The sequence below is a fragment of the Agrobacterium fabrum str. C58 genome (genome assembly GCF_000092025.1).
In the GTDB taxonomy this organism is placed as follows: Bacteria; Pseudomonadota; Alphaproteobacteria; order Rhizobiales; family Rhizobiaceae; genus Agrobacterium; species Agrobacterium fabrum.
Map to the genome: position 1 here is coordinate 2,534,708 of NC_003062.2, position 19,777 is coordinate 2,554,484.

General features: G+C 59.0%; 16 protein-coding genes, 1 pseudogene and 1 riboswitch. Of the genes and pseudogenes, 10 read left to right on the forward strand and 7 right to left on the reverse strand.

All coding sequences use genetic code 11. The annotated features are described in order from the left end of the window. Positions 1–10: 10 nt before the first annotated feature. Positions 11–718 (forward strand): molybdate ABC transporter permease subunit, encoded by a 708-nt coding sequence (modB, locus tag ATU_RS12475; protein ID WP_010972402.1) that lies wholly within the window; start codon positions 11–13, stop codon positions 716–718. Next, positions 715–1,791 (forward strand): molybdenum ABC transporter ATP-binding protein, encoded by a 1,077-nt coding sequence (gene modC / locus ATU_RS12480; protein ID WP_010972403.1) that lies wholly within the window; start codon positions 715–717, stop codon positions 1,789–1,791. Before modB ends, modC begins: the two co-directional genes overlap by 4 nt. Here modC and ATU_RS12485 read toward each other — a convergent pair. The 6 genes and pseudogenes from ATU_RS12485 to thiC all read right to left on the reverse strand — a co-directional run bounded on the left by ATU_RS12485 (position 1,760) and on the right by thiC (position 7,023). Next, positions 1,760–2,155, reverse strand: a complete 396-nt coding sequence (locus ATU_RS12485; protein WP_010972404.1) for a winged helix-turn-helix domain-containing protein — start codon at positions 2,153–2,155, stop codon at positions 1,760–1,762. The two genes, modC and ATU_RS12485, sit on opposite strands and share 32 nt — an antisense overlap. Positions 2,156–2,158: 3 nt before the next feature. Further along, on the reverse strand, positions 2,159–3,163 hold the full coding sequence (locus tag ATU_RS12490) for a P1 family peptidase (protein ID WP_010972405.1): 1,005 nt from the start codon (positions 3,161–3,163) through the stop codon (positions 2,159–2,161). An 88-nt stretch (positions 3,164–3,251) separates the two neighbouring features. Beyond that, entirely contained in the window at positions 3,252–4,025 is a 774-nt protein-coding gene (locus tag ATU_RS12495; protein ID WP_010972406.1) for a thiazole synthase, read from the reverse strand. A 4-nt stretch (positions 4,026–4,029) separates the two neighbouring features. Continuing rightward, positions 4,030–4,227: a sulfur carrier protein ThiS gene (gene thiS, locus ATU_RS12500; protein ID WP_010972407.1), complete on the reverse strand. Its 198-nt coding sequence runs from the start codon at positions 4,225–4,227 to the stop codon at positions 4,030–4,032. Beyond that, positions 4,196–5,198: pseudogene (gene thiO / locus ATU_RS12505) on the reverse strand (glycine oxidase ThiO). Before thiO ends, thiS begins: the two are co-directional and overlap by 32 nt. 1 nt (position 5,199) lies before the next feature. Continuing rightward, positions 5,200–7,023, reverse strand: coding sequence for a phosphomethylpyrimidine synthase ThiC (gene thiC / locus ATU_RS12510; RefSeq protein ID WP_010972409.1), 1,824 nt, complete (start codon positions 7,021–7,023; stop codon positions 5,200–5,202). A gap of 95 nt (positions 7,024–7,118) precedes the next feature. Next, positions 7,119–7,230, reverse strand: a riboswitch (TPP riboswitch). A 182-nt stretch (positions 7,231–7,412) separates the two neighbouring features. Between thiC and ATU_RS12515 the strand changes: the two genes are divergently transcribed. Genes ATU_RS12515 through ATU_RS12535 form a run of 5 tightly spaced genes read left to right on the forward strand, consistent with a single transcriptional unit; the run spans position 7,413 to position 13,201 of the window. Beyond that, positions 7,413–7,664 carry an acyl carrier protein gene (locus ATU_RS12515; RefSeq protein WP_003504852.1) on the forward strand — a complete coding sequence of 84 codons (252 nt, stop codon included), beginning with the start codon at positions 7,413–7,415 and terminating at the stop codon, positions 7,662–7,664. After that, complete coding sequence (locus ATU_RS12520; protein ID WP_010972410.1) at positions 7,664–8,845, forward strand: acyl-CoA dehydrogenase family protein; 1,182 nt, start codon at positions 7,664–7,666, stop codon at positions 8,843–8,845. The genes ATU_RS12515 and ATU_RS12520 overlap by 1 nt, the downstream gene beginning before the upstream one ends. Positions 8,846–8,849: 4 nt before the next feature. Then, positions 8,850–9,758, forward strand: coding sequence for an amino acid--[acyl-carrier-protein] ligase (locus ATU_RS12525; protein WP_035257947.1), 909 nt, complete (start codon positions 8,850–8,852; stop codon positions 9,756–9,758). A gap of 6 nt (positions 9,759–9,764) precedes the next feature. Continuing rightward, positions 9,765–10,748 (forward strand): DUF1839 family protein, encoded by a 984-nt coding sequence (locus ATU_RS12530; protein WP_035257950.1) that lies wholly within the window; start codon positions 9,765–9,767, stop codon positions 10,746–10,748. Next, on the forward strand, positions 10,745–13,201 hold the full coding sequence (locus ATU_RS12535) for a glycoside hydrolase family 2 protein (RefSeq protein WP_010972413.1): 2,457 nt from the start codon (positions 10,745–10,747) through the stop codon (positions 13,199–13,201). The genes ATU_RS12530 and ATU_RS12535 overlap by 4 nt, the downstream gene beginning before the upstream one ends. Here ATU_RS12535 and ATU_RS12540 read toward each other — a convergent pair. Continuing rightward, on the reverse strand, positions 13,169–14,989 hold the full coding sequence (locus ATU_RS12540) for a serine aminopeptidase domain-containing protein (RefSeq protein ID WP_169539094.1): 1,821 nt from the start codon (positions 14,987–14,989) through the stop codon (positions 13,169–13,171). The two genes, ATU_RS12535 and ATU_RS12540, sit on opposite strands and share 33 nt — an antisense overlap. 343 nt (positions 14,990–15,332) lie before the next feature. Here ATU_RS12540 and ATU_RS12545 point away from each other — a divergent pair, with 343 nt between their 5' ends. From ATU_RS12545 to ATU_RS12555, 3 genes are all read left to right on the forward strand, one after another. Continuing rightward, positions 15,333–18,050: an ABC transporter ATP-binding protein gene (locus ATU_RS12545; RefSeq protein WP_006310719.1), complete on the forward strand. Its 2,718-nt coding sequence runs from the start codon at positions 15,333–15,335 to the stop codon at positions 18,048–18,050. A gap of 43 nt (positions 18,051–18,093) precedes the next feature. Further along, on the forward strand, positions 18,094–18,549 hold the full coding sequence (locus tag ATU_RS12550; protein WP_006310720.1) for a cyclic nucleotide-binding domain-containing protein: 456 nt from the start codon (positions 18,094–18,096) through the stop codon (positions 18,547–18,549). A gap of 191 nt (positions 18,550–18,740) precedes the next feature. Then, a complete protein-coding gene (locus ATU_RS12555; protein ID WP_010972415.1) occupies positions 18,741–19,601 on the forward strand; it encodes an MBL fold metallo-hydrolase in 861 nt (286 codons plus the stop codon). Positions 19,602–19,777 lie beyond the last annotated feature (176 nt).

The window sequence follows — 19,777 nt, forward strand, 5'->3', positions numbered from 1 at the left end:
ATTGCAGGATATGGCATTGCATTGGTGGACACTCAGCCCTGAAGAATGGACGGCAATCAGGCTCAGCCTGTGGGTGTCCTCCATCGCCATGCTGGCCAGCCTGCCCTTCGGCATCGCTGTGGCCGTGGCGCTGGCGCGCGGCCGCTTCTGGGGCAAATCGCTGCTCAACGGCATCGTCCACTTGCCCCTCATTCTGCCACCCGTCGTCACCGGTTTTCTGCTGCTGGTCCTCTTCGGCCGCAGAGGCGCAATCGGCCAATTTCTCGATAGCTGGTTCGGCATAGTCTTTTCCTTTCGCTGGACAGGTGCGGCACTTGCCTGCGCCGTCATGGCCTTTCCGCTGATGGTGCGCTCCATCCGTCTCTCCATCGAAGCGGTGGACCGCAAGCTGGAAGAGGCGGCGGGAACATTGGGGGCAAGCCCGCTCTGGGTGTTCCTTACCGTCACCCTGCCACTGACGCTGCCCGGCATCATCGCCGGCATGATCCTCGCTTTCGCCAAGGCCATGGGCGAATTCGGTGCGACCATCACCTTCGTGTCCAATATTCCGGGCGAGACCCAGACGCTGTCCGCCGCCATCTACACCTTCACGCAGGTTCCGGGCGGCGATGCCGGCGCATTGCGCCTCACCATCGTTTCGGTCGTGATTTCCATACTGGCGCTGCTCGTCTCGGAGCTTCTGGCCCGTATCATCGGCAAACGGGTGAGCATGGAATGACGCTTTCAGTCTCCGCCCGTCACCGCCTCGGCACCTTTGAACTCGACGCCTCCTTCACTTCCGAAGGCGGAGTGACCGCCCTTTTCGGGCGTTCCGGCTCCGGCAAGACATCGATGATCCGCATCATCGCCGGTCTGCTGCGGCCGGATGAAGGACAGATTTCGCTGGATGGCGAAGTGCTGGCCGATAGTGGAAAGCGCCTGTTTCTGCCGGCCCATAAGCGCCGCTTCGGTTATGTCTTTCAGGAGGCGCGACTCTTCCCGCATCTCAGCGTCGCACAAAACCTGCGATACGGCAGATGGTTCACCACGGGCAAAGACACAAATGCGAATGACGACCGCATCATCGACATGCTCGGCATCAGCCATCTTCTGCAGCGTCGCCCTAACAGGCTCTCGGGCGGGGAAAAACAGCGTGTCGCCATCGGTCGCGCACTACTCTCATCGCCAAGACTGCTGCTGATGGACGAACCGCTCGCCTCGCTGGACGAGCAGCGCAAGGCCGAGATCATTCCCTATCTCGAGCGGCTGCGCGACGAGACAAAAATCCCGATCGTTTATGTCAGCCATTCCATCCAGGAAGTCGCCCGCCTCGCAGACCGCGTCGTGGTGATGAAAGACGGCAAGGTGGAGGCTGAAGGAAAAGCGGCCGAGGTGCTGTCGAGACCCGATTTCAGCACCTATCTCGAGCGCCGGGAAGCAGGCAGCATCCTTTCGGGAAATATCGAAAGCTTCGATGAAAGACACGGGCTTGCCGCCGTCAGGCTCAATGCGGCGCTCCTGCAGGTTCCGGCAAAAAAGGCAACAGCCGGCACCCCTGCACGGGTGCTGATACCTGCACGTGATGTCATGCTGGCTCTGGTAAAACCCGAGGGTCTCAGCGCGCTCAACATTCTCGAGGGCCATGTCACTGGTATCTCGGAGAGCGAAGACGGAATGGTGACGATACAGATGGATTGCGGCGGCGATATTATCCAGTCGCGCATCACCGACCTCTCCCGCGAGCGGCTGCATCTGGAACCCGGCAAACCGGTTCATGCGATTATAAAGTCGGCGGCTCTCGATCCCTATTGAGCGCATCTTGCGGGTTGCGGTTGGCCTCCAGCCAGTCGATATCCTCGCGCAGGGCCTCGTTCATCCGCTCTTCCATGCCACGATAACGTTCCAGCAATTCGGCGCCGAAGACAGTCAGTGCTGCGCCGCCACCCTGCTTGCCCCCACGCTGGGAACAGATCACCGGCTGCCTGAACATGTGGTTCAGCGCATCTACCAGCAGCCATGCGCGTCGATAGGACATGTCCATTGCCCGACCGGCGGCGGAGATCGATCCGGTCTCGGCAATCAATTGCATCAACTCGACCTTGCCGTGCCCCAGACGCTCTCCGGGTGGAAAATCGATGCGGAGAACGGGTTTCAGTGGCAGGCGTTTCTCGCTCATGGTTCAAAAACCCCGGCCATGAATGTCACGATAGGCCCTCTGCGCCCCATCCACAGGTAACGCCGTCGCCTCATAGACGCCGCGCGCCACCGCCCGCGCCATCACTATTGTCGCGAGATAGCAAAGCTCGGCAAAATGAGCGCCGCCCTCCTGAGGTTTGTCACCAGTCGCGGCCGCGAACATGGTGTCGCCATCGCTCGGCAGATGGGCGGGCAGAACCGCACGCGCAAGCCCGTCATGCGCCATGATGGAGAGGCGATGGGCCTGCGCCTTGGTGAGCACCGCATCGGTTACCACGGCGCCGATGGTCGTCGCGGTGAGATTGACGCCCTTGAGGCGAAGCGCCGTATCATCCGCTGTAAAACGAGCGGGAAAACCGTGATCGCCGAATTCGCCATGCACTTCAAAAGGTGCTGACCAGAAATGGCGGCTCGTGCCGACGGTTGCGGAACCAAGGGCATTGACGGCAACGATTGCCGCAACCTTGTATCCGCCAGAACTGATGGCGCTTGCCGAACCGAGCCCGCCCTTGAAAGTCGCGGTCGTCGCGCCCGTTCCTGCACCCGCCGTTCCAAGTTCGAAAGGGTCACGGCCCGCCGCCTTGAAAGCCGCATATCCCATCTCACGATAGGGCGAATGCAGCCCCCAATCCTTATTCCCGCCATTCAACATATCCATGAGGATCGCCTGCGGCACGATGGGCACACGGGTGGAGCCCACCTGCAAGCCACGACCGATCTCACGTAATCCGGCCTGAACACCGCCCGCCGCATCCAGCCCAAAGGCGGAGCCACCGGAAAGTACCAGTGCATCCACCGTTTCAACCGTCATGGACGGGTCCAGCAGGCCGGTATCGCGCCCGCCGGGCGCACCGCCGAGAACCGAACCGGAAGCAACGGCAGGCTTTTCGAAAACAATCGCCGTAACGCCGGAGCCGAGGGAGAGATCGGTGACATTGCCGACCAGAATACCGTCGATATCCGTGAGAAGATTGTTGTGTGCCGCCATGCTGTTCCCCTTTACTCCCGGTATCCCGCCGCCACGGGACACTGTCAACGCAAAAGGTGACATGCCCGACCTTGGCGGAAAGCGGCGATCAGGAGAAAACCGCCGTCCCGATAACAGGGGTCGAAGGAACGGCCATGTCTCGTGGCTCCAGCGGCCCCGAAAGATACGCCTGATGGCCTGCCTCTATGGCGCGGGCAAAAGCCTCCGCCATGCCGACTGGGTCGCCCGCACCCGCAACCGCCGTGTTGAGGAGAACGGCATCGTAACCAAGCTCCATCACGGTCACCGCATGGGAGGGCCGGCCGATACCGGCATCCACGATCAGTGGTACTTCGGGAAACCGCGCCCGCATCGATTTCAGCGCCGTCAGATTGAGCGGCCCCATGGCGCTGCCGATCGGCGCGCACCAGGGCATCAGCACCCTGCAACCAGCCTCCAGCAGTTTCTCGGCCACGACCAAATCGTCCGTCGTATAGGGAAAGACTTCGAAACCCTCGTCACACAGGATTTTTGCCGCCTCGACAAGCGCAAAGACATCGGGCTGCAACGTATCGTGATGGCCAATGACCTCCAGCTTGATCCAGTCCGTACGGAATACCTCGCGGGCCATCTTCGCCGTCAGCACCGCTTCCTTGGCGGTGTGGCAACCAGCCGTATTGGGCAGGATATGGCGATCCAGCTCGCGGATCAGCTCGAAAAACTGACCGCCCTTCTTGGCCCCTGCCATTTCCCGTCGCAACGAAATCGTCAGAATATCCGTATTGCTGGCCCGCACCGCATCCGCAAGCACAGCGGGAGACGGATAACGCGCCGTGCCGAGCAGAAGGCGGGACGAGACCTCGCGGCCATAAAGCGTCAGCATGGTCTCAACCTCCCTGCATCGGCGAAAGGATTTCGACACGGTCGAACGCCTTCAGCACGTAACCGGCGCGTTCCTCCGAATGCACGAGATCGCCATTGACCGCTGTCGCCAGCCACTCGCCTTCGTAGTCGAGACTGGCGAGCAGACCGGCCAGCGTCTCGGCAGCGAGATCAAGCTCGTCGCCATTGACAAGAAGTTTCATGATCCTGTTCCTTTCGAGAGAGTTTGGCAGGCGATGCCGGCCGCCTTTCGCGCCATCGCCGGCGAGAGCAGAAAGCCATGCCGGTACGCGCCGTTGATGAAGATCGTCCGCCCGTCCTCGGTGACGTCGGGCAGATTATCGGGATAGGCGGGACGCACGCCCGTGCCGGTCTCGATGATCTCCGCTTCCGCGAAGGCCGGGTGCACGGCATAGGCGGCATTGAGGAATTCCATCATCGAACGGGCGGAAATTGCCCCCGCGTCCTCCGTCTCGATCATCGTCGCGCCCACCATGAAACGGCCGGGCTCGCGCGGCACGACGTAGAGCGGAATGCGCGGATGCAGCAGCCGGACGGGACGGGAGAGAGAAACCTCCGACGTGGCGAGATAGAGCATCTCTCCCCGCACACCACGAAGGCGGGGAATCTTGCCCACTGCCGCAGGCCCGGTGCAATCCACCACCCGGTCGAACGGCCGTTCATCCACGGGTACACCCATATGAAACCGCACACCCATGCTGCAAAGCCGTTGATACAGCGATGCAAGCGCAAGGCGCGGATCGAGATGCCCCTCATCCGGAAAATAAAGCCCGGACCGGAAGCGGCCTGCAAGATCGGGCTCCAGATCGGCGATTTCGGCCTCGTCCACCCAGCGATAGCCGCTGGTCCGCGATGCGAAACGCAAAAGCTCCGCTTTGTCACGGGCGGGCGCGACCACCAGCGTGCCGTTGCGGACCACAAGGTCGGGCGTCGCTTCATCCCACCAGTCAAGCGCCGCCTGGCCGAGTGTCAGAACCGCCTCTTCCGCGCTTTCACGCTCACACCAGGGCGCCAGCATGCCGCCTGCAAAAAAGGACGCGCCGCGGGACGGTTTGGCATGGCACTCCGAAACCTCCACGGTGACGCCACTCCGTACCAGTTCGAAGGCCGCCGTCAAACCGGCGACCCCCGTTCCCTTGACGAGAACACGCATTTTATTCAGCGCTCGCGGGCGTCGGCAGCGGCATATAAAGCTCACCACCCTCCTTGAAGCGGGCGGCCATGGCTTCCAGTCCCTCCTTCTGCGCCTCGGCACGGATATCGTGGGAAATCCGCATCGAGCAGAATTTCGGCCCGCACATGGAGCAGAAATGCGCAACCTTGTGAGCCTCTTTCGGCAGGGTCTCATCATGGAAGGAACGCGCGGTATCCGGGTCGAGCGACAGGTTGAACTGGTCTTCCCAGCGGAACTCGAACCTCGCGCGCGACAGCGCATCGTCCCGTACCTGCGCGGCCGGATGGCCTTTGGCAAGATCGGCGGCGTGGGCGGCGATCTTGTAGGTGATGACACCGACCTTCACGTCGTTGCGGTCAGGCAGACCGAGATGTTCCTTCGGCGTGACATAGCAGAGCATGGCCGTGCCGAACCAGCCGATCATCGCCGCCCCGATGCCTGAGGTGATGTGGTCGTAACCGGGCGCGATATCTGTCGTGAGCGGCCCAAGCGTATAGAAAGGCGCCTCGCCGCAGGTCTTCAGCTGTTTGTCCATGTTTTCCTTGATCTTGTGCATCGGCACATGGCCGGGGCCTTCGATCATCACCTGGCAATCCCTGGCCCAGGCGATCTGCGTCAGCTCGCCCAGCGTCTCCAGCTCGGCAAACTGCGCCGCATCATTGGCGTCGGCAATCGAGCCGGGACGCAGGCCGTCACCCAGCGAGAAAGAGACGTCATAAGCGCGGCAGATGTCGCAAATCTCCTCGAAGTGCTCATAGAGGAAACTTTCCTTGTGGTGATGCAGACACCACTTGGCCATGATCGAACCGCCGCGCGAGACGATGCCGGTGACGCGGTTGACGGTGAGCGGGATGTAATGCAGCCGCACCCCGGCATGGATGGTAAAATAATCGACGCCCTGCTCCGCCTGCTCGATCAGCGTATCGCGAAACACCTCCCAGTTGAGGTCTTCGGCAATGCCGTTGACCTTCTCCAGCGCCTGATAAAGCGGCACCGTGCCGATCGGCACCGGTGAATTGCGAATGATCCATTCGCGGATATTGTGGATGTTACGGCCGGTGGAGAGGTCCATGACGGTATCCGCACCCCAGCGGATGGCCCAGACCATCTTCTCCACCTCTTCCGCCATGGAGGAGGTAACGGCGGAATTGCCGATATTGGCGTTGATCTTCACCAGAAAATTGCGGCCGATGATCATCGGCTCAAGTTCGGGATGGTTGATATTGGCGGGAATGATGGCGCGACCCGATGCCACTTCCTGACGCACGAATTCCGCCGTGACATAATCAGGGATATGCGCGCCGAAACTCTCGCCGTCCCGCGTAGGCTTTTCCTTTGCGGCCTCGCGCCCGAGATTTTCGCGGATGGCGATGAATTCCATTTCCGGCGTGATGATGCCGGCCCGCGCATAGGCAAGCTGCGTCACCGCTTTGCCCGCCGTCGCTTTCAGCGGCTGGTGGCGCACGGAAAACTCCGGCGTCAGGCGTTCGCCGGTTGCAAAGCCGTTATCCTCCGGCTTGACGTGCCGTCCCTCATAAGCCTCGACATCACCGCGCGCCACGACCCAGTCATGACGCAGGCGCGGAAGACCGTTTTCGATCAGGACGGGATGGCTGGGATCGGTATAGGGACCGGAGGAATCATACACCGTCACCGGCGGTTCGCCCGCCGTTGGGTGCACCGCGATCTCGCGCATCGGCACGCGAATATGCGGATGCAAAATTCCCGGTTTATGGATTTTCGTGGAAGCGGCATGCGGCCCGGTGGTGACGACAAGCGGGATGGTCTTGGCAACGATATTCATCTTGAGGCTCCAAAGTTTGACTGTGGAGACCCAGTTCGAGCCGGAATGATGGAAAATACCGAAGTGCCGACTCACGGCGCCATGCGCCTGCCCGACATCAGGTCTTTGCACCGTCCCTACGCCAGTATGAACTGGATCAGGTTCAACGGGTCACTGCGCATGAAAGCAGAATCTCAGCCCCTTGACGGGACACCCCTGGTGAATGGCCACAGCAAAAGACACTGCCCGCCTTTTGTCAAGGCCGCTCATCAACGCTTGGCAAAGGTGCGGGAATGACGCATGCTGCCGTTAGTTGTAATTAACCTAACGGTTTAGGTGAATATTATCGTTTGCGGCATAACGATAAGCACAAACCTTCCTAATGTTGATTTCATTGGAGATACGTCGGAATGAATGCGACTATTCGTGAAATACTGGCAAAATTCGGCCAGCTTCCCACCCCCGTCGATACGATTGCAGATGAAGCAGATCTTTATGCGGCAGGCCTCTCTTCCTTCGCATCCGTACAACTGATGTTGGGTATCGAAGAAGCATTCGATATCGAATTCCCCGATAACCTGTTGAACCGCAAGTCTTTCGCCAGCATCAAGGCCATTGAAGACACCGTTAAGCTCATTCTGGATGGTAAAGAGGCTGCCTGATGAACGTGACCGTAGCGCCGCAGGATGAAACGCTGTCCGCGCGCGCGGGCCGTGTCGCGACCATTGCCGCAAAGCATGCGGATGACGTGGATGTCACCGGCCGCTTCCCGCAGGAAGCCGTCGATGCCTTGCGCCGCGAACGTCTCCTCGGCATTCAGGTGCCCTCCTCACTCGGCGGCGAAGGCGCCTCCATTCAAGAGATCGCCGATATCTGCGCCCGGCTCGGCCAGGCCTGTTCGGCAACCGCAATGATTTTCGCCATGCACCACATCAAGCTGTCCAGCCTGGTGGAACATGGGGTCGACAGCACCTGGCATCCGGGTTTTATGCGCCGCGTTGCCGGCGAACAGCTACTGCTCGGCTCCGCGACCACCGAAGGCGGCATTGGCGGCAATCTGCGCAACTCTATCTGCGCGATCGAGGTCGAAGGAGACAGCTGTCGGCTGGAAAAGGATGCCACCGTCATTTCCTACGGCAGCAATGCCGATGCGATCCTCATCACCTCACGCGCCCACAAGGATGCCGCACCCGCCGATCAGGTGATGACCGTCTTCCTGAAAAATCAGTACACGCTTGAAAAGACCCATGTCTGGGATACGCTCGGCATGCGTGGCACCTGTTCGGACGGTTTCCTGTTTCGCGGCGAAGCGCCGGCGGCACAGATTTTCCCGAAGCCTTTCGCGGAAATCGCCGCGCAATCCATGCTTGCAAGCTCGCATCTCCTGTGGAGCGCCGTCTGGTATGGCATCGCCTCGGACGCCGTGCTGCGCGCGCAATCCTTTGTCAGAGCCGCGGCGCGCAAATCGCCCGGCACCGCCCCTCCCGGCGCAATCCGCCTTGCCGAGGTTTCCACCAAACTGCAGGTGGTCAAATCCAACATCATCGCCGGCATCAAGGCCTACGAGGACACCAAGAGCGATCCCGAAAAGCTGATGTCCATGGCCTTCGCGGTGGCGATGAACAATGTGAAAATCTGCTCTTCGGAAACCATTCTTGAGATCATCGATCACGCCATGCTGGTCTGCGGCATCATGGGCTACAAGAACGGCACGCCCTATAGTCTCGGCCGGCATCTGCGCGACGCGCATTCCGCCCGGCTAATGATTTCCAATGACCGTATTCTCGGCAATTCCGCCAATCTCCTGCTGGTTCACAGGCAGGACACCAGCCTCTTGGGATAAGACCATGGACATGCAAACATCGTTCCTCGATCGACTGTTCGAAGAAGGCCTGCTGATTGAAACGGGTGTGGACGGTCTTTATGGACGCAGCGGCCAGTTCGAGGACGTCATTGCCGCATTCGAGCGGCTGATCGACCGCACGGGTGGCGCCGATGGCGCTGAAGCGATCCGTTTTCCGCCGGGCATCAACCGCGCCTATTTCGAAAAGAGCGGTTACATGAAGAGCTTTCCGCAGCTCGCCGGCACGGTCCATTCCTTCTGCGGCTGCGAACTCGACCATGTCAGCCTGCTGAAATCAATGGATGAGGGTGGCGACTGGACCAAGGACCAGAAAGCCACCGACATCGTGTTGACGCCGGCGGCCTGCTACCCGCTATATCCGACGATCGCCAAACGTGGTGCCCTTCCCGCCGGCGGCGGTCTCTATGACATCCAGTCTTATTGCTTCCGCCATGAACCCTCCAAGGATCCCGCCCGCCAGCAGCTTTTCCGCATGCGCGAATATGTCTGCATGGGCACTGAGTCCGACGTCACCGAATTCCGCCAGACCTGGATGGATCGTGGCGTGGAGATGATGAAGGCAGTCGGCCTCGACGTCACCATCGATATTGCCAACGATCCTTTCTTTGGCCGCGCCGGCAAGATGCTGGCCAACAACCAGCGCGACCAGAACCTGAAATTCGAGCTACTGATCCCGGTCACGTCAGCAACCAACCCGACGGCCTGCATGAGCTTCAATTACCATCAGGATGCCTTCGGCCAGAAATGGGGCCTGAACCTCGAAAATGGCGATGTCGCCCACACCGCCTGCGTCGGGTTCGGGCTGGAGCGCATCGCGCTGGCGCTGTTTGCGCATCACGGTCTCGACGTGAAGAAATGGCCTGCAAAGGTCGTGGAAACCCTCTGGGGCTGATTATCCATGCGGCAGATTTTTCCGGGCCTCGATCCCAACACCTATGTGCAGCATCCGCTTCATTCCTCCGAAAGAATGTGGCCGGAGACCAATTGCTACATCGATTTATGGATCGAAGTGCTGGCCTCGAAAGGCTTATCCCCGGAAGCCATGTTCGGTTTCACCCTTACGCAGGATTTCGAAGGCGACCAGTTCACCTTTTTCAAGGTGCCGCTGGAAGATCTCGAAGCCCTTTATGGCGTTCGCGCCACGGAACTCGCGATCTTCGACAAAGTGGAAGACCACATCGCGACGCAGTTGGAGCGCGGCCGCATCTGCCTGATCGAGATGGACAGCTTCTATATGCCCGACACCCATGGGGTCGGCTATCAGAAGGAGCACGGCAAGACTACCGTCGCCATCAACCGGCTCGATCTCGAAAAGCGGGAACTGGACTATTTCCACAATGCCGGCTTTTTTCATCTCTCCGGCGAGGATTTTGACGGGCTCTTCCAGCATCATCTGGCCGAGACCGACCCGCCGTTTCTGCCCTATACCGAATTTGCCAAATTCGCAGACAGCAATCCTTCACCGGCGCATATTCGCAAGACGGCCGAACGGCTCTTGAAGTTTCATTTTTCCAGGCGCCCTTCCGCCAACCCGGTCCGGGCTTTTGCAAAAGTGTTTCCGGCCCAGGTGGAAAAGGTTGCCGACAGGCCCTTCGGCTTCTTCCACAAATACGCCTTCAACACGCTGCGGCAGCTCGGCGCCAATTTCGAACTGGCGGCAAGCCACCTCGAATGGCTGGACAAGCAAGGTTTTTCTGACGCGAGAGACCACGCGCTCAAGATCTCGGAGGTCGCTAAAACCGTGCAATTCCAGCTTGCCCGCGCCGTCACGCGTCGTAAGTTCGATGCGCTGGCCACCGTGCTCGATCCGGCCGCCGATGCATGGGATGGTTTAATGGAAAGCCTTGGCGAAAAACTATCTGATGCCAGCGAGGCGGCGTGAGGACCTATCTTCCCGGCGAAAGCGAAGAAGTGTTGAGTGAAGGCTGGACGCTGACACTAACGCCCGCCGATGCCTGCGAGACCCCGTCCGATATTCCGGCATCGCTCGAAAGCCTTCATGTCTCCGTTCCCGGCACCGTGGGGCAAGCGTTGGAAGCGGCCGGGAAATTCGATCGCCTTGCCCCCGTCGCCCTAAATGACAGGGACGCCTGGTATCGGCTGACGATGATCTCAGACGCCCGGGAACGGGCCATCCTGCGCTTCGATGGTCTTTCCACCATTGCCGAGATCTTCTTCAACGGTGAGCTGATTGCCGCGAGCCAAAGCATGTTCGAAAGGCTGGAAGTGCCGGTCCAGATGACGGGCGCAGACGAGCTTTCGATCTGCTTCCGGGCGCTGGCACCCCGGCTTGAAAAACCCGGTCCCCGCGCTCGCTGGCGGCCGCAGATGATGAATACGCAGGGGCTGCGGCTGATCCGTACCACGGCGCTTGGCTATATGCCCGGCTGGTGCCCGGAAATCCATTCCGCAGGCCCGTGGCGACCTATCAGCCTCATCAAACAGGACGGCGTGCTGTGCACCCTACGGTCTTCGCTTGACGATACCGGCACGGGAAAGGTCAGCATCGTTCTTCAAGCGAACCGCGATATACAGTCCGCACGGCTGATTTGTGCTGGTTACAGCATCAATCTTTCGAAGGCTGAAGACGGCAAACTCCTCGGCGAACTCATCATTCCCGGCGTCGAAATCTGGTGGCCGCACACTCATGGCAGGCCCGCGCTGCACGAGGTCGTTCTGGAGTTGGACGGCAACCAACACAGGCTCGGACGCACCGGCTTCCGCCAGGTGGAGATCGATCACGGCGAAGACGGCAATGGTTTCGGCCTCAAGGTAAACGGTCAGCCGGTCTTCTGCCGCGGTGCGGTCTGGACGACGGCCGATATTGTGCGCCTGCCGGGAACACGGCCGGACTACGAGCCATGGCTAAAAAAAGCCGCCGAAGCCGGTATGAACATGATCCGCGTGGGCGGCACCATGGCCTATGAGACGCCGGAATTCTTCGCGCTTTGCGACGAACTTGGCATCATGGTCTGGCAGGATGCCATGCTTGCCAATTTCGATTACCCGGCGAAGGACGATGGCCTTCGTCAGCATATCGTTATGGAAATCGAGCAACTCCTCGAATCGACGGCACTTTCTCCATCGTTTGCCATTTTCTGCGGCGGCAGTGAAATGTACCAGCAGGGCGCGATGCTCGGCTTGCCGGAACAGATATGGAAGGGCACACTGACCGAAGAAATCCTGCCGGAACTGGTCGCCGAAAAGCGGCCGGATGCGGCCTATGTTGCCAATTCCCCTTCCGGCGGCGCTTTGCCCTTCTTCCCCAATGCCGGCGTGGGCCACTATTACGGCGTTGGTGCCTATTGCCGGCCATTGGAAGATGCCCGCCGCGCCGATCTGCGTTTCGCCGCCGAATGTCTCGCCTTCGCCAATATTCCGGAACAGGAGACGCTGGACAGATATCTTCCCGGCGTGGCCGTTCACGATCCGCGCTGGAAAGCGCGAACACCGCGTGACCGCGGCGCTTCCTGGGATTTCGAGGATGTCCGCGATCATTATCTGAAGCTGCTTTACGAGGCGGAACCGGATGTGCTGCGGCGGGAAGACGGCGCCCTTTATCTCGACATGTCGCGCGCCGCGACGGCCGAGGTGATGGAGGCGACGTTCGCCGAATGGCGGCGCAGCGGCTCTTCCTGTCAGGGCGCTTTGGTCTGGACGCTGCAGGATCTTGTTCCAGGTGCAGGCTGGGGTATCATCGACGCCGCCGGCCGGCCCAAATCCGTCTGGCATGCGCTGAAAAGAGCGTTCCGCCCCGTTCAGGTCAGCCTTTCCGACGAAGGTACCAACGGGCTCGACATTCACATCCTCAACGATACCGGCGACAGCCTGAATACCATGCTGGAGCTGACCTGCCTGCGCGAAGGTTTACAGCCCGTCGTTCATGCCAAACGGCCCCTCGCACTGTTGCCGCGAGAGAGCCAGACGATTGCCGCAACCGACCTGTTCGGCGCTTTTTTCGATACGACCTATGCCTACCGCTTCGGCCCGCCATCCCACGATGTGACAATCGCTCGCCTTCGGGATATTGCAACCGGGCATGTCATCGCCGACGCCTTCCATTTTCCGCTCGGCCGGAAAAAGGCGCTGCATGCCGCAAACCTTCAGGTCGCAATCAGCGAAACAAACGGCCACTGGTCCCTCGAAATCGGCACGGACCGGCTGGCGCAATCTGTCCATATCACGGCAGAGGGCTACCGCGCCTGCGAAAGCTGGTTCCATCTCGGCCCTGGCGAGGCCAGAAAAATCGGCCTTTTACCGGAGACCGCCACAACCGAAGCCCCTCCCTCCGGAGAGGTCGTGTCACTGGGCTCCAGCCGGCGGTTTTCGTTCTAGAGCCAGCCGCTTCACCGTTTCGATATAGATTGTCTTCGCTTCCGGTGTTGAGAGATTGTGATCGGCATCGGGAATGATGGTCAGCGATACGTTGCGATAGGCCGCCAGCCCGTCACCGTCGGCATCGAAATAATACTGGAAATGCTCGAGGCCATCGTCGTTGTCGCTATAGAGCAGATGGACGGCGGTATTCTTCGCCTTCAGCCTGTCGAAAGCGCCGAAGACGGCCCGCCCTTCCTCGCTGCCCCTGCGAAACAACCTTGCCGTTTTTGTCGAAAGCCGCTTCATCGTCGCCTTGAGGATGTTTAGCCCGGCGCTTGCCACATCGACATCGCCGCTGATGAGACGCTTGAATGTCGCACCCTGGCGAAAACGCTGGCTGTATTCCCCGAAGGAACGCGGCCGTTTATGCAGCGCCTCGTCCACCGAAAGCCCTTTGCGCCAGTGGAAAACAACTGGATTGACCGCGATCACGGCACCGATCCGGTCATCGGCGAGCGCGCCATTAAAAGCGAGATAGGCGCCGCTGCACCGGCCCGCCGCGATGAAAGGCCCCTTGCCGCGCGTGCCGAGAAAATCGAGCGCGGCGGCCACGTCGTCATTCTGCGCGGCATCGTAAAGAACCTGATCGGGTGCGTTTTTGACGGGCGGACTATCGGCAATATTTGCAGCGTCGAAGCGCAATGAGGCAACGCCTTCGCGCGCCAAAGTACGTGCCATCTGCACGGAAAGCCTGCCCCAGCCCGCATGCCGGTCGTAAGCGGCGCCAAGCAGGAGAACCGAAGACACTGCCTCTCGGTCATGCGGCCGACAGAAGACACCGAAGAGCCGCCCGCCATCGCCAAACTGCACCGACTGCTCGATGAAACCACGGCCGCGCTGCGGGGCATTGAGGATGATATCCTCCCCGGTATTGGCGGGGCTTTCGGCATGGGTTTGAGACAGAACCCAATCCACCAGCCGGTTCACCACATCACCTGAAATTTTCGAGAGTGTGGGGCTGGAAACGAGATCGTCATAGCCGGAAAACGCTGCCTCCTCCACCTCACAGCCGATTGCAGCGAGATGTTTGGCGAAATCGGCATCGGTCACGCGACCGGGTCGCGACAGGACCAGAATGGTGTGCGCCGGAGCGGCCGCGAGATTGGCAAGATTGGTCTTCTTTACCGCATCCGCAACACCTTCAGGCATGGTCATGCCCGCAATCGCTCCCGCCTCCGCGAGACGTTGACCGGGCCGGAGGCCAAGGCCGTCATCGATCATGGATGACCACATCGCCAGTTCGCGCAGATAGGCACGGCCGGAAACGACAGGCGCCAGAAACGCCATGGAACCGGCACCCACTGCATCGGTAAGGGCCTGCGCCGCGATCAGGCAGCCGAGCCCCTGCGCAACGACCATCACCTCCGCGCATCCGGAAAGACGCTTCAGATAAGCGAATGCAGCACGCGTGTCGGAAAGCCAGTCCGCTACACGACCCGCATCTTCAGGATCGAAGGCATCACCCGCGCCGAGATAGTCAAATCGCAGGCTCGCAACGCCGCGAGCCGCCAACCTCTCGGCCAGAACCCGCTGAAACTTGCGGCTGCACAGCTCCTCCATGCCCCAGGGACTGACGAAAAGAACGGCATGGGCCTGCCTCACATCCCTGCGTGCGGGATGGAAAATTCCAGCTAGCCCGTCAAAAGAGACGGGATGTGCAATCGCCCCATCCAGGCCGATGCCGGAAAGCGACAATGCATCAAGAGATGGATCGCTGCCTGTACGCTCTGAGATATCTATCGCCATCGACCTTGCCATCATTGCGCCAGTATCCGGCTCAACCATTACGGGATCATTATATCGAAGCGTCTTAACGCCTGTTCTACAATAAAAACAACAATATTAGAGAACTCTAAAAATATAGTCGTATTTATATCGCCAGCCACCCACACGTTGCAAAACAATCGCCGGGGTAACGGACAAGTCTCGACAGGCCCGCTATTTTGCTCGAAACCGCTTGAATATACTGATAAATAGCGAGTCCCACATTTATTTGCAGGAGGAGGTTGCGCCACCCGGCCACCGGATTGTCTAGACACCGCGCAAACCAACACGCCGGGCCTCGCCCGCCAGGTCATAGAAGTTTTATATGGAACAAAGCCTTACGCGTTATATCTGGTCGCACACGAGGCGGCAGCAGCTTTTCATTCTGCTGATCGTGGCCCTGTCCATGATCCCCTATTTTCTCGCCTTCGATCTGCCCAAACAGATCGTCAATGGGCCTATCCAAGGGGACGGCTTCGAAGGGGCGAACGCAACGCAGCTCTTCATGCATCTCACGGTCGATATTCCCTATTGGGGCACCGTGACGCTCTTCCCCGGGATCGAACTCAACCGCATGTCGATGCTGATGGGGCTCAGCCTGACATTCCTTGCACTCGTCATCATCAACGGGCTCTTCAAATATTACATCAACACCTACAAGGGCCGCCTTGGCGAGCGGCTTCTCAGGCGTATACGTTTCGAACTTATTGACCGGATTTTGCGTTTCCCGCCCACGCATTTCAAGCGGGTAAAAGGCGCTGAAATCTCCAGTATGGTGAAGGACGAGGTGGAACCGCTCGGCGGCTTTACCGGCGATGCCTTCGTACAGCCGGCGCTTCTCGGCGGCCAGGCACTCTCCGCGCTCTTCTTCATTCTCGTGCAGAATTTATGGCTCGGTCTGATCGCGGCTTTCATGGCCGCCATACAGGTCGGCATCATCCCCAAAATGCGCCGCCGCCTCATCGAACTTGGCCGCCAGCGGCAGTTGAGCGCGCGCCAGCTTGCCGGACGTATCGGCGAGATGGTCGATGGTATCGGCACCATCCACGCCTATGACACATCTAATTTCGAGCGCGCCGATGCCTCACACCGGCTCGGCGACATCTTCAAGATCCGTTACGATCTCTACCAGTGGAAGTTTCTGGTCAAGTTTATCAATAACTTCCTCGCGCAGCTCACGCCCTTCTTCTTTTATGCGCTCGGTGGTTATCTGACCCTTAAGGGCAGCCTTGATGTCGGCCAGCTTGTCGCCGTCATCAACGCCTATAAGGAACTGCCGGGACCGCTGAAGGAACTGATCGACTGGGATCAGGCGCGACAGGATGTCCAGGTAAAATACGAGCAGGTCTTCGAACAGTTCAATACGCCGAACATGATCGACGACAAGGTGCAGAAACTGTCCCCGGGAACCGTCGCGGCAATCACCGCGCCGCTCGTCATCGCCAATCTGACGCTCGAGGATGATAGCGGCAGCCGGCTTCTGGAGCAGGCGTCGCTCAAGATCGAGCCGGGCGAGGTGATCGCCATCGTCGGCGGCTCGGGAGCCGAGGCGCTGGCGGATGCGATCGGCCGCACACTCTGGCCGACCTCAGGCAAGGTCAGCATCAACGATGTCGACATATTGGAACTGCCGGAGTCGCTCACCGGGCGGCGAATTTCCTATGTCTCGTCGGACAGTTATTTTTTCCACGCCAGCCTGAAGGACAATCTTCTTTACGGCCTCAAACATGCGCCGCTTGCGGAAAAGAACTACGAAGGCGCTGCGCTGGAGCATCGCAAGTGGGAAATCCGCGAAGCCAAGATGGCGGGCAATCCGCTGATCGACATCAACAGCGAATGGATCGACTACGCCTCGAGCCCGGCCGGCGACGGCAAGCCGGAGAACCTCATCCAGGCCGTTCTGGCCGTGCTCGACAGCGTGGAATTGTCACAGGATATTCTGGAATTTGCCCTGCGCTCGTCGATCGATCCTCTGACCGATCTGCATCTTGCCGCCCGCATCGTGGAACTGCGGCATGTGCTGCGCGCCGAACTTGAAAAGGAAAATCTGAGCGGCCTCATCGCGCCCTTCGAACTGGAGAGCTACAATAGCGAAGCGACAGTCGGTGAAAACCTGTTGTTCGGCACCATGCGGGATTCTTCCCAGACGATCAGGACCGTCATCGAGAGCGACTATTTCCGATCGCTGATGCGCGAAACCGGCCTCGTCAAAACCCTGTTCGAAATGGGATACACGATTGCCGAAAACATCGTGGAAATCTTTGCCGACCTGCCGGGAGACCACCCCTTCTTCCAGCAGCTCACCTTCATGACGCCCGATGACATTCCAGTCTATCAGCAGATGATGCAACGGCTTCAGGGAAAGAGTTTCGACGAGGCCAATGAAAGCGAAAAGCGCGCGATGCTGCGGCTGAGCTTCTTCTACATAGAACCTCGCCAGCGTTTCGGCCTGCTGTCACCGGAAATCATGAACCGGATCGTCGAAGTTCGGCACATGTTCCACGAAAACCTGCCCGACAGCCTGAAAAACGTGATCGAAATCTACGATCCGACCAAATACATGAGCGCCACCAGCCTTCTGGATAATATTCTCTTCGGCAAGGTGAGCCATCGTTATACCGACGCCTCGCGGCGCATTACCCGAATTGTCGCGGATGTCATGCGCAAGCAGGGCGTCTATGAGCGCGTGTTGGCGGTGGGGCTGGATTTCAACCTGGGTGCCGGCGGCAAGCGGCTTGGACCGCTTCAGCGCCAGAAGCTCAATCTCGCGCGGGCGCTGATCCGCAAATCCGATTATTATGTCTTCAACCGCCCCCTTCCCGGTCTTGATCCCCGACAGCAGGAGGAAATTGTCGAACGGGTCATCACACTCCTGAAACAGAATAACAATAACCCCTCGATCGTGTGGGTTCTGTCGAATGCGCACCTCTCACGCATGTTCGAGCGGGTGATCGTCGTTCATCAGGGCCTGATCACGGCTGACGGAAGTTACGAGACTCTCGCCGAGGAAAACGGTACATTCAAGGACATGGTCGCGACATAAATCCAAGAATGTGACCGAGGTGGAACAAGAACAGGGTAAGGCAATGCTGTTTAAAGACGAAATTCAGATGTTGAAAAGGGTTCCGTTTTTCTCGGAAATGGAACCATCCAAACTCAAGCTGCTCGCATTCGCATCCGACCGGGTGTCCTATCATGCTGGCGATACACTTTTTCGGCAGGGAGATGTCGGCGATGCGGCCTATGTTCTCCTGACTGGAAAAGTGGATGTTCTGGTCGATTCCCCATCGGGCACGCTGAAAGTGGCGGAAATGACCGGCAACGCCATCGTCGGTGAAATCGCCATTCTCTGTGACAGCGTCAGAACCGCGACCATTCGTGCCTCCACCAATGTGGAAGCCCTGCGCATCGGCAAGGAACAGTTCTTCAAGCTCATGTCCGATTTCCCCGACATTACCATAAAGGTCATGCGCGTTCTCGCCGAACGCCTTACCCAGACGACGGCGGAACTGAGCAAAGCGCGCGCAGGCGCCAAGACATAAACGACAATTCCTTGCTACCTTGAATGGCGATATTGGAAAAATAAATGTCGTACTATTGCAATATAAATGAAATGCTGACTGAATAAGGGGTAAAGGGGCCCGCCAGAAATGTGCGGATATAAGAATCTATAGAAACAACGGGCTTTCATGGGAGGAAAGCGTGCAAGATTCCGTTGTTATTGGGGTGTGCCATGGCGTTCGATTCCGACACGAGAAGTCGGGAAAGTAATAGAAATTTTCGGGTAAAGATCTGGGGTGCGCGGGGAACGCTTCCCGTTTCAGGTGAAAACTTCCGAAAATACGGCGGGAATACCATCTGCATCGAGGTGAGATGCGGTGATCACGTTCTTTTGTTCGATGCCGGTTCCGGCCTGCATCCCGCTGGTCTTGCCCTGCGGGCGGAAGGCATTACCGACGTCAACCTGTTCTTCTCGCACTGTCACTACGACCACATCGTCGGCTTTCCCTATTTCAAGCCCTTTTATAACAGCTCCAACGATGTCGCCATCTGGTCGGGCCATCTGGCCGGAAGCATGACCACCCGGGAAATGCTCAAGGATTTCATGAGCCCTCCCTGGTTCCCCGTGCCCTTGGAGATTTGCTGCGCAAAGATCGCCACCCGTGACTTCAAGGCGGGCGACGTGCTCGATGTCCACCCCGGCCTGTCGATCAGAACCGGAATGCTCAACCATCCCGGCAATGCCATCGGATACCGGCTGGACTGGGAAGGTAAGTCGCTGGCCATCATCACCGACACCGAACATGAGCCCTCCAGCATCGACGAAACCGTTCTTGATCTCATCAGGGATGTCGATCTCTTCCTCTATGACGCCATGTTCACCGATGAGGAAATGGGCCTTTACCGCGGTTATGGCCATTCCTCCTGGCAACAGGCAATCCGCCTTGCCAAACTTGCCGACGCAAAAAATGTTGGCTTCATCCACCACGCTCCAAGCCGCAGCGACGAGGAGTTGGACGATATCGAAAAGCAGGCGAAAGCTGAATTTAACGGCGCATTCGCGGCGATGGACGGTCAGGTCATAGAAATCTGATCCTCATCAGACCTCGGTGTGGAGCGGCCTTCGACCGTTTTTCGATCTGGCGGTGGACGTTCCTCACCACGCTTGTATGCGAACACGCACAATTGACCGCTGCCGATCAATTGCTTCACGATATTGCCACGAGCGGGACTGCATCTAGGGTATTTGCAGGAGACGCATATCCCGTT

What these genes read in the sequence shown, in the direction of transcription:
- ATU_RS12525 (WP_035257947.1), top strand. Translation starts at nt 8,850, where the DNA reads ATGGACATGCAAACATCGTTCCTCGATCGACTGTTCGAAGAAGGCCTG.
- modC (WP_010972403.1), top strand. Translation starts at nt 715, where the DNA reads ATGACGCTTTCAGTCTCCGCCCGTCACCGCCTCGGCACCTTTGAACTC.
- ATU_RS12490 (WP_010972405.1), bottom strand. Translation starts at nt 3,163, where the DNA reads ATGGCGGCACACAACAATCTTCTCACGGATATCGACGGTATTCTGGTC.
- thiC (WP_010972409.1), bottom strand. Translation starts at nt 7,023, where the DNA reads ATGAATATCGTTGCCAAGACCATCCCGCTTGTCGTCACCACCGGGCCG.
- ATU_RS12495 (WP_010972406.1), bottom strand. Translation starts at nt 4,025, where the DNA reads ATGCTGACGCTTTATGGCCGCGAGGTCTCGTCCCGCCTTCTGCTCGGC.
- ATU_RS12540 (WP_169539094.1), bottom strand. Translation starts at nt 14,989, where the DNA reads ATGGCGATAGATATCTCAGAGCGTACAGGCAGCGATCCATCTCTTGAT.
- ATU_RS12515 (WP_003504852.1), top strand. Translation starts at nt 7,413, where the DNA reads ATGAATGCGACTATTCGTGAAATACTGGCAAAATTCGGCCAGCTTCCC.
- thiS (WP_010972407.1), bottom strand. Translation starts at nt 4,227, where the DNA reads ATGAAACTTCTTGTCAATGGCGACGAGCTTGATCTCGCTGCCGAGACG.
- ATU_RS12545 (WP_006310719.1), top strand. Translation starts at nt 15,333, where the DNA reads ATGGAACAAAGCCTTACGCGTTATATCTGGTCGCACACGAGGCGGCAG.
- ATU_RS12555 (WP_010972415.1), top strand. Translation starts at nt 18,741, where the DNA reads ATGGCGTTCGATTCCGACACGAGAAGTCGGGAAAGTAATAGAAATTTT.
- ATU_RS12550 (WP_006310720.1), top strand. Translation starts at nt 18,094, where the DNA reads ATGCTGTTTAAAGACGAAATTCAGATGTTGAAAAGGGTTCCGTTTTTC.
- ATU_RS12530 (WP_035257950.1), top strand. Translation starts at nt 9,765, where the DNA reads ATGCGGCAGATTTTTCCGGGCCTCGATCCCAACACCTATGTGCAGCAT.
- ATU_RS12520 (WP_010972410.1), top strand. Translation starts at nt 7,664, where the DNA reads ATGAACGTGACCGTAGCGCCGCAGGATGAAACGCTGTCCGCGCGCGCG.
- ATU_RS12485 (WP_010972404.1), bottom strand. Translation starts at nt 2,155, where the DNA reads ATGAGCGAGAAACGCCTGCCACTGAAACCCGTTCTCCGCATCGATTTT.
- modB (WP_010972402.1), top strand. Translation starts at nt 11, where the DNA reads ATGGCATTGCATTGGTGGACACTCAGCCCTGAAGAATGGACGGCAATC.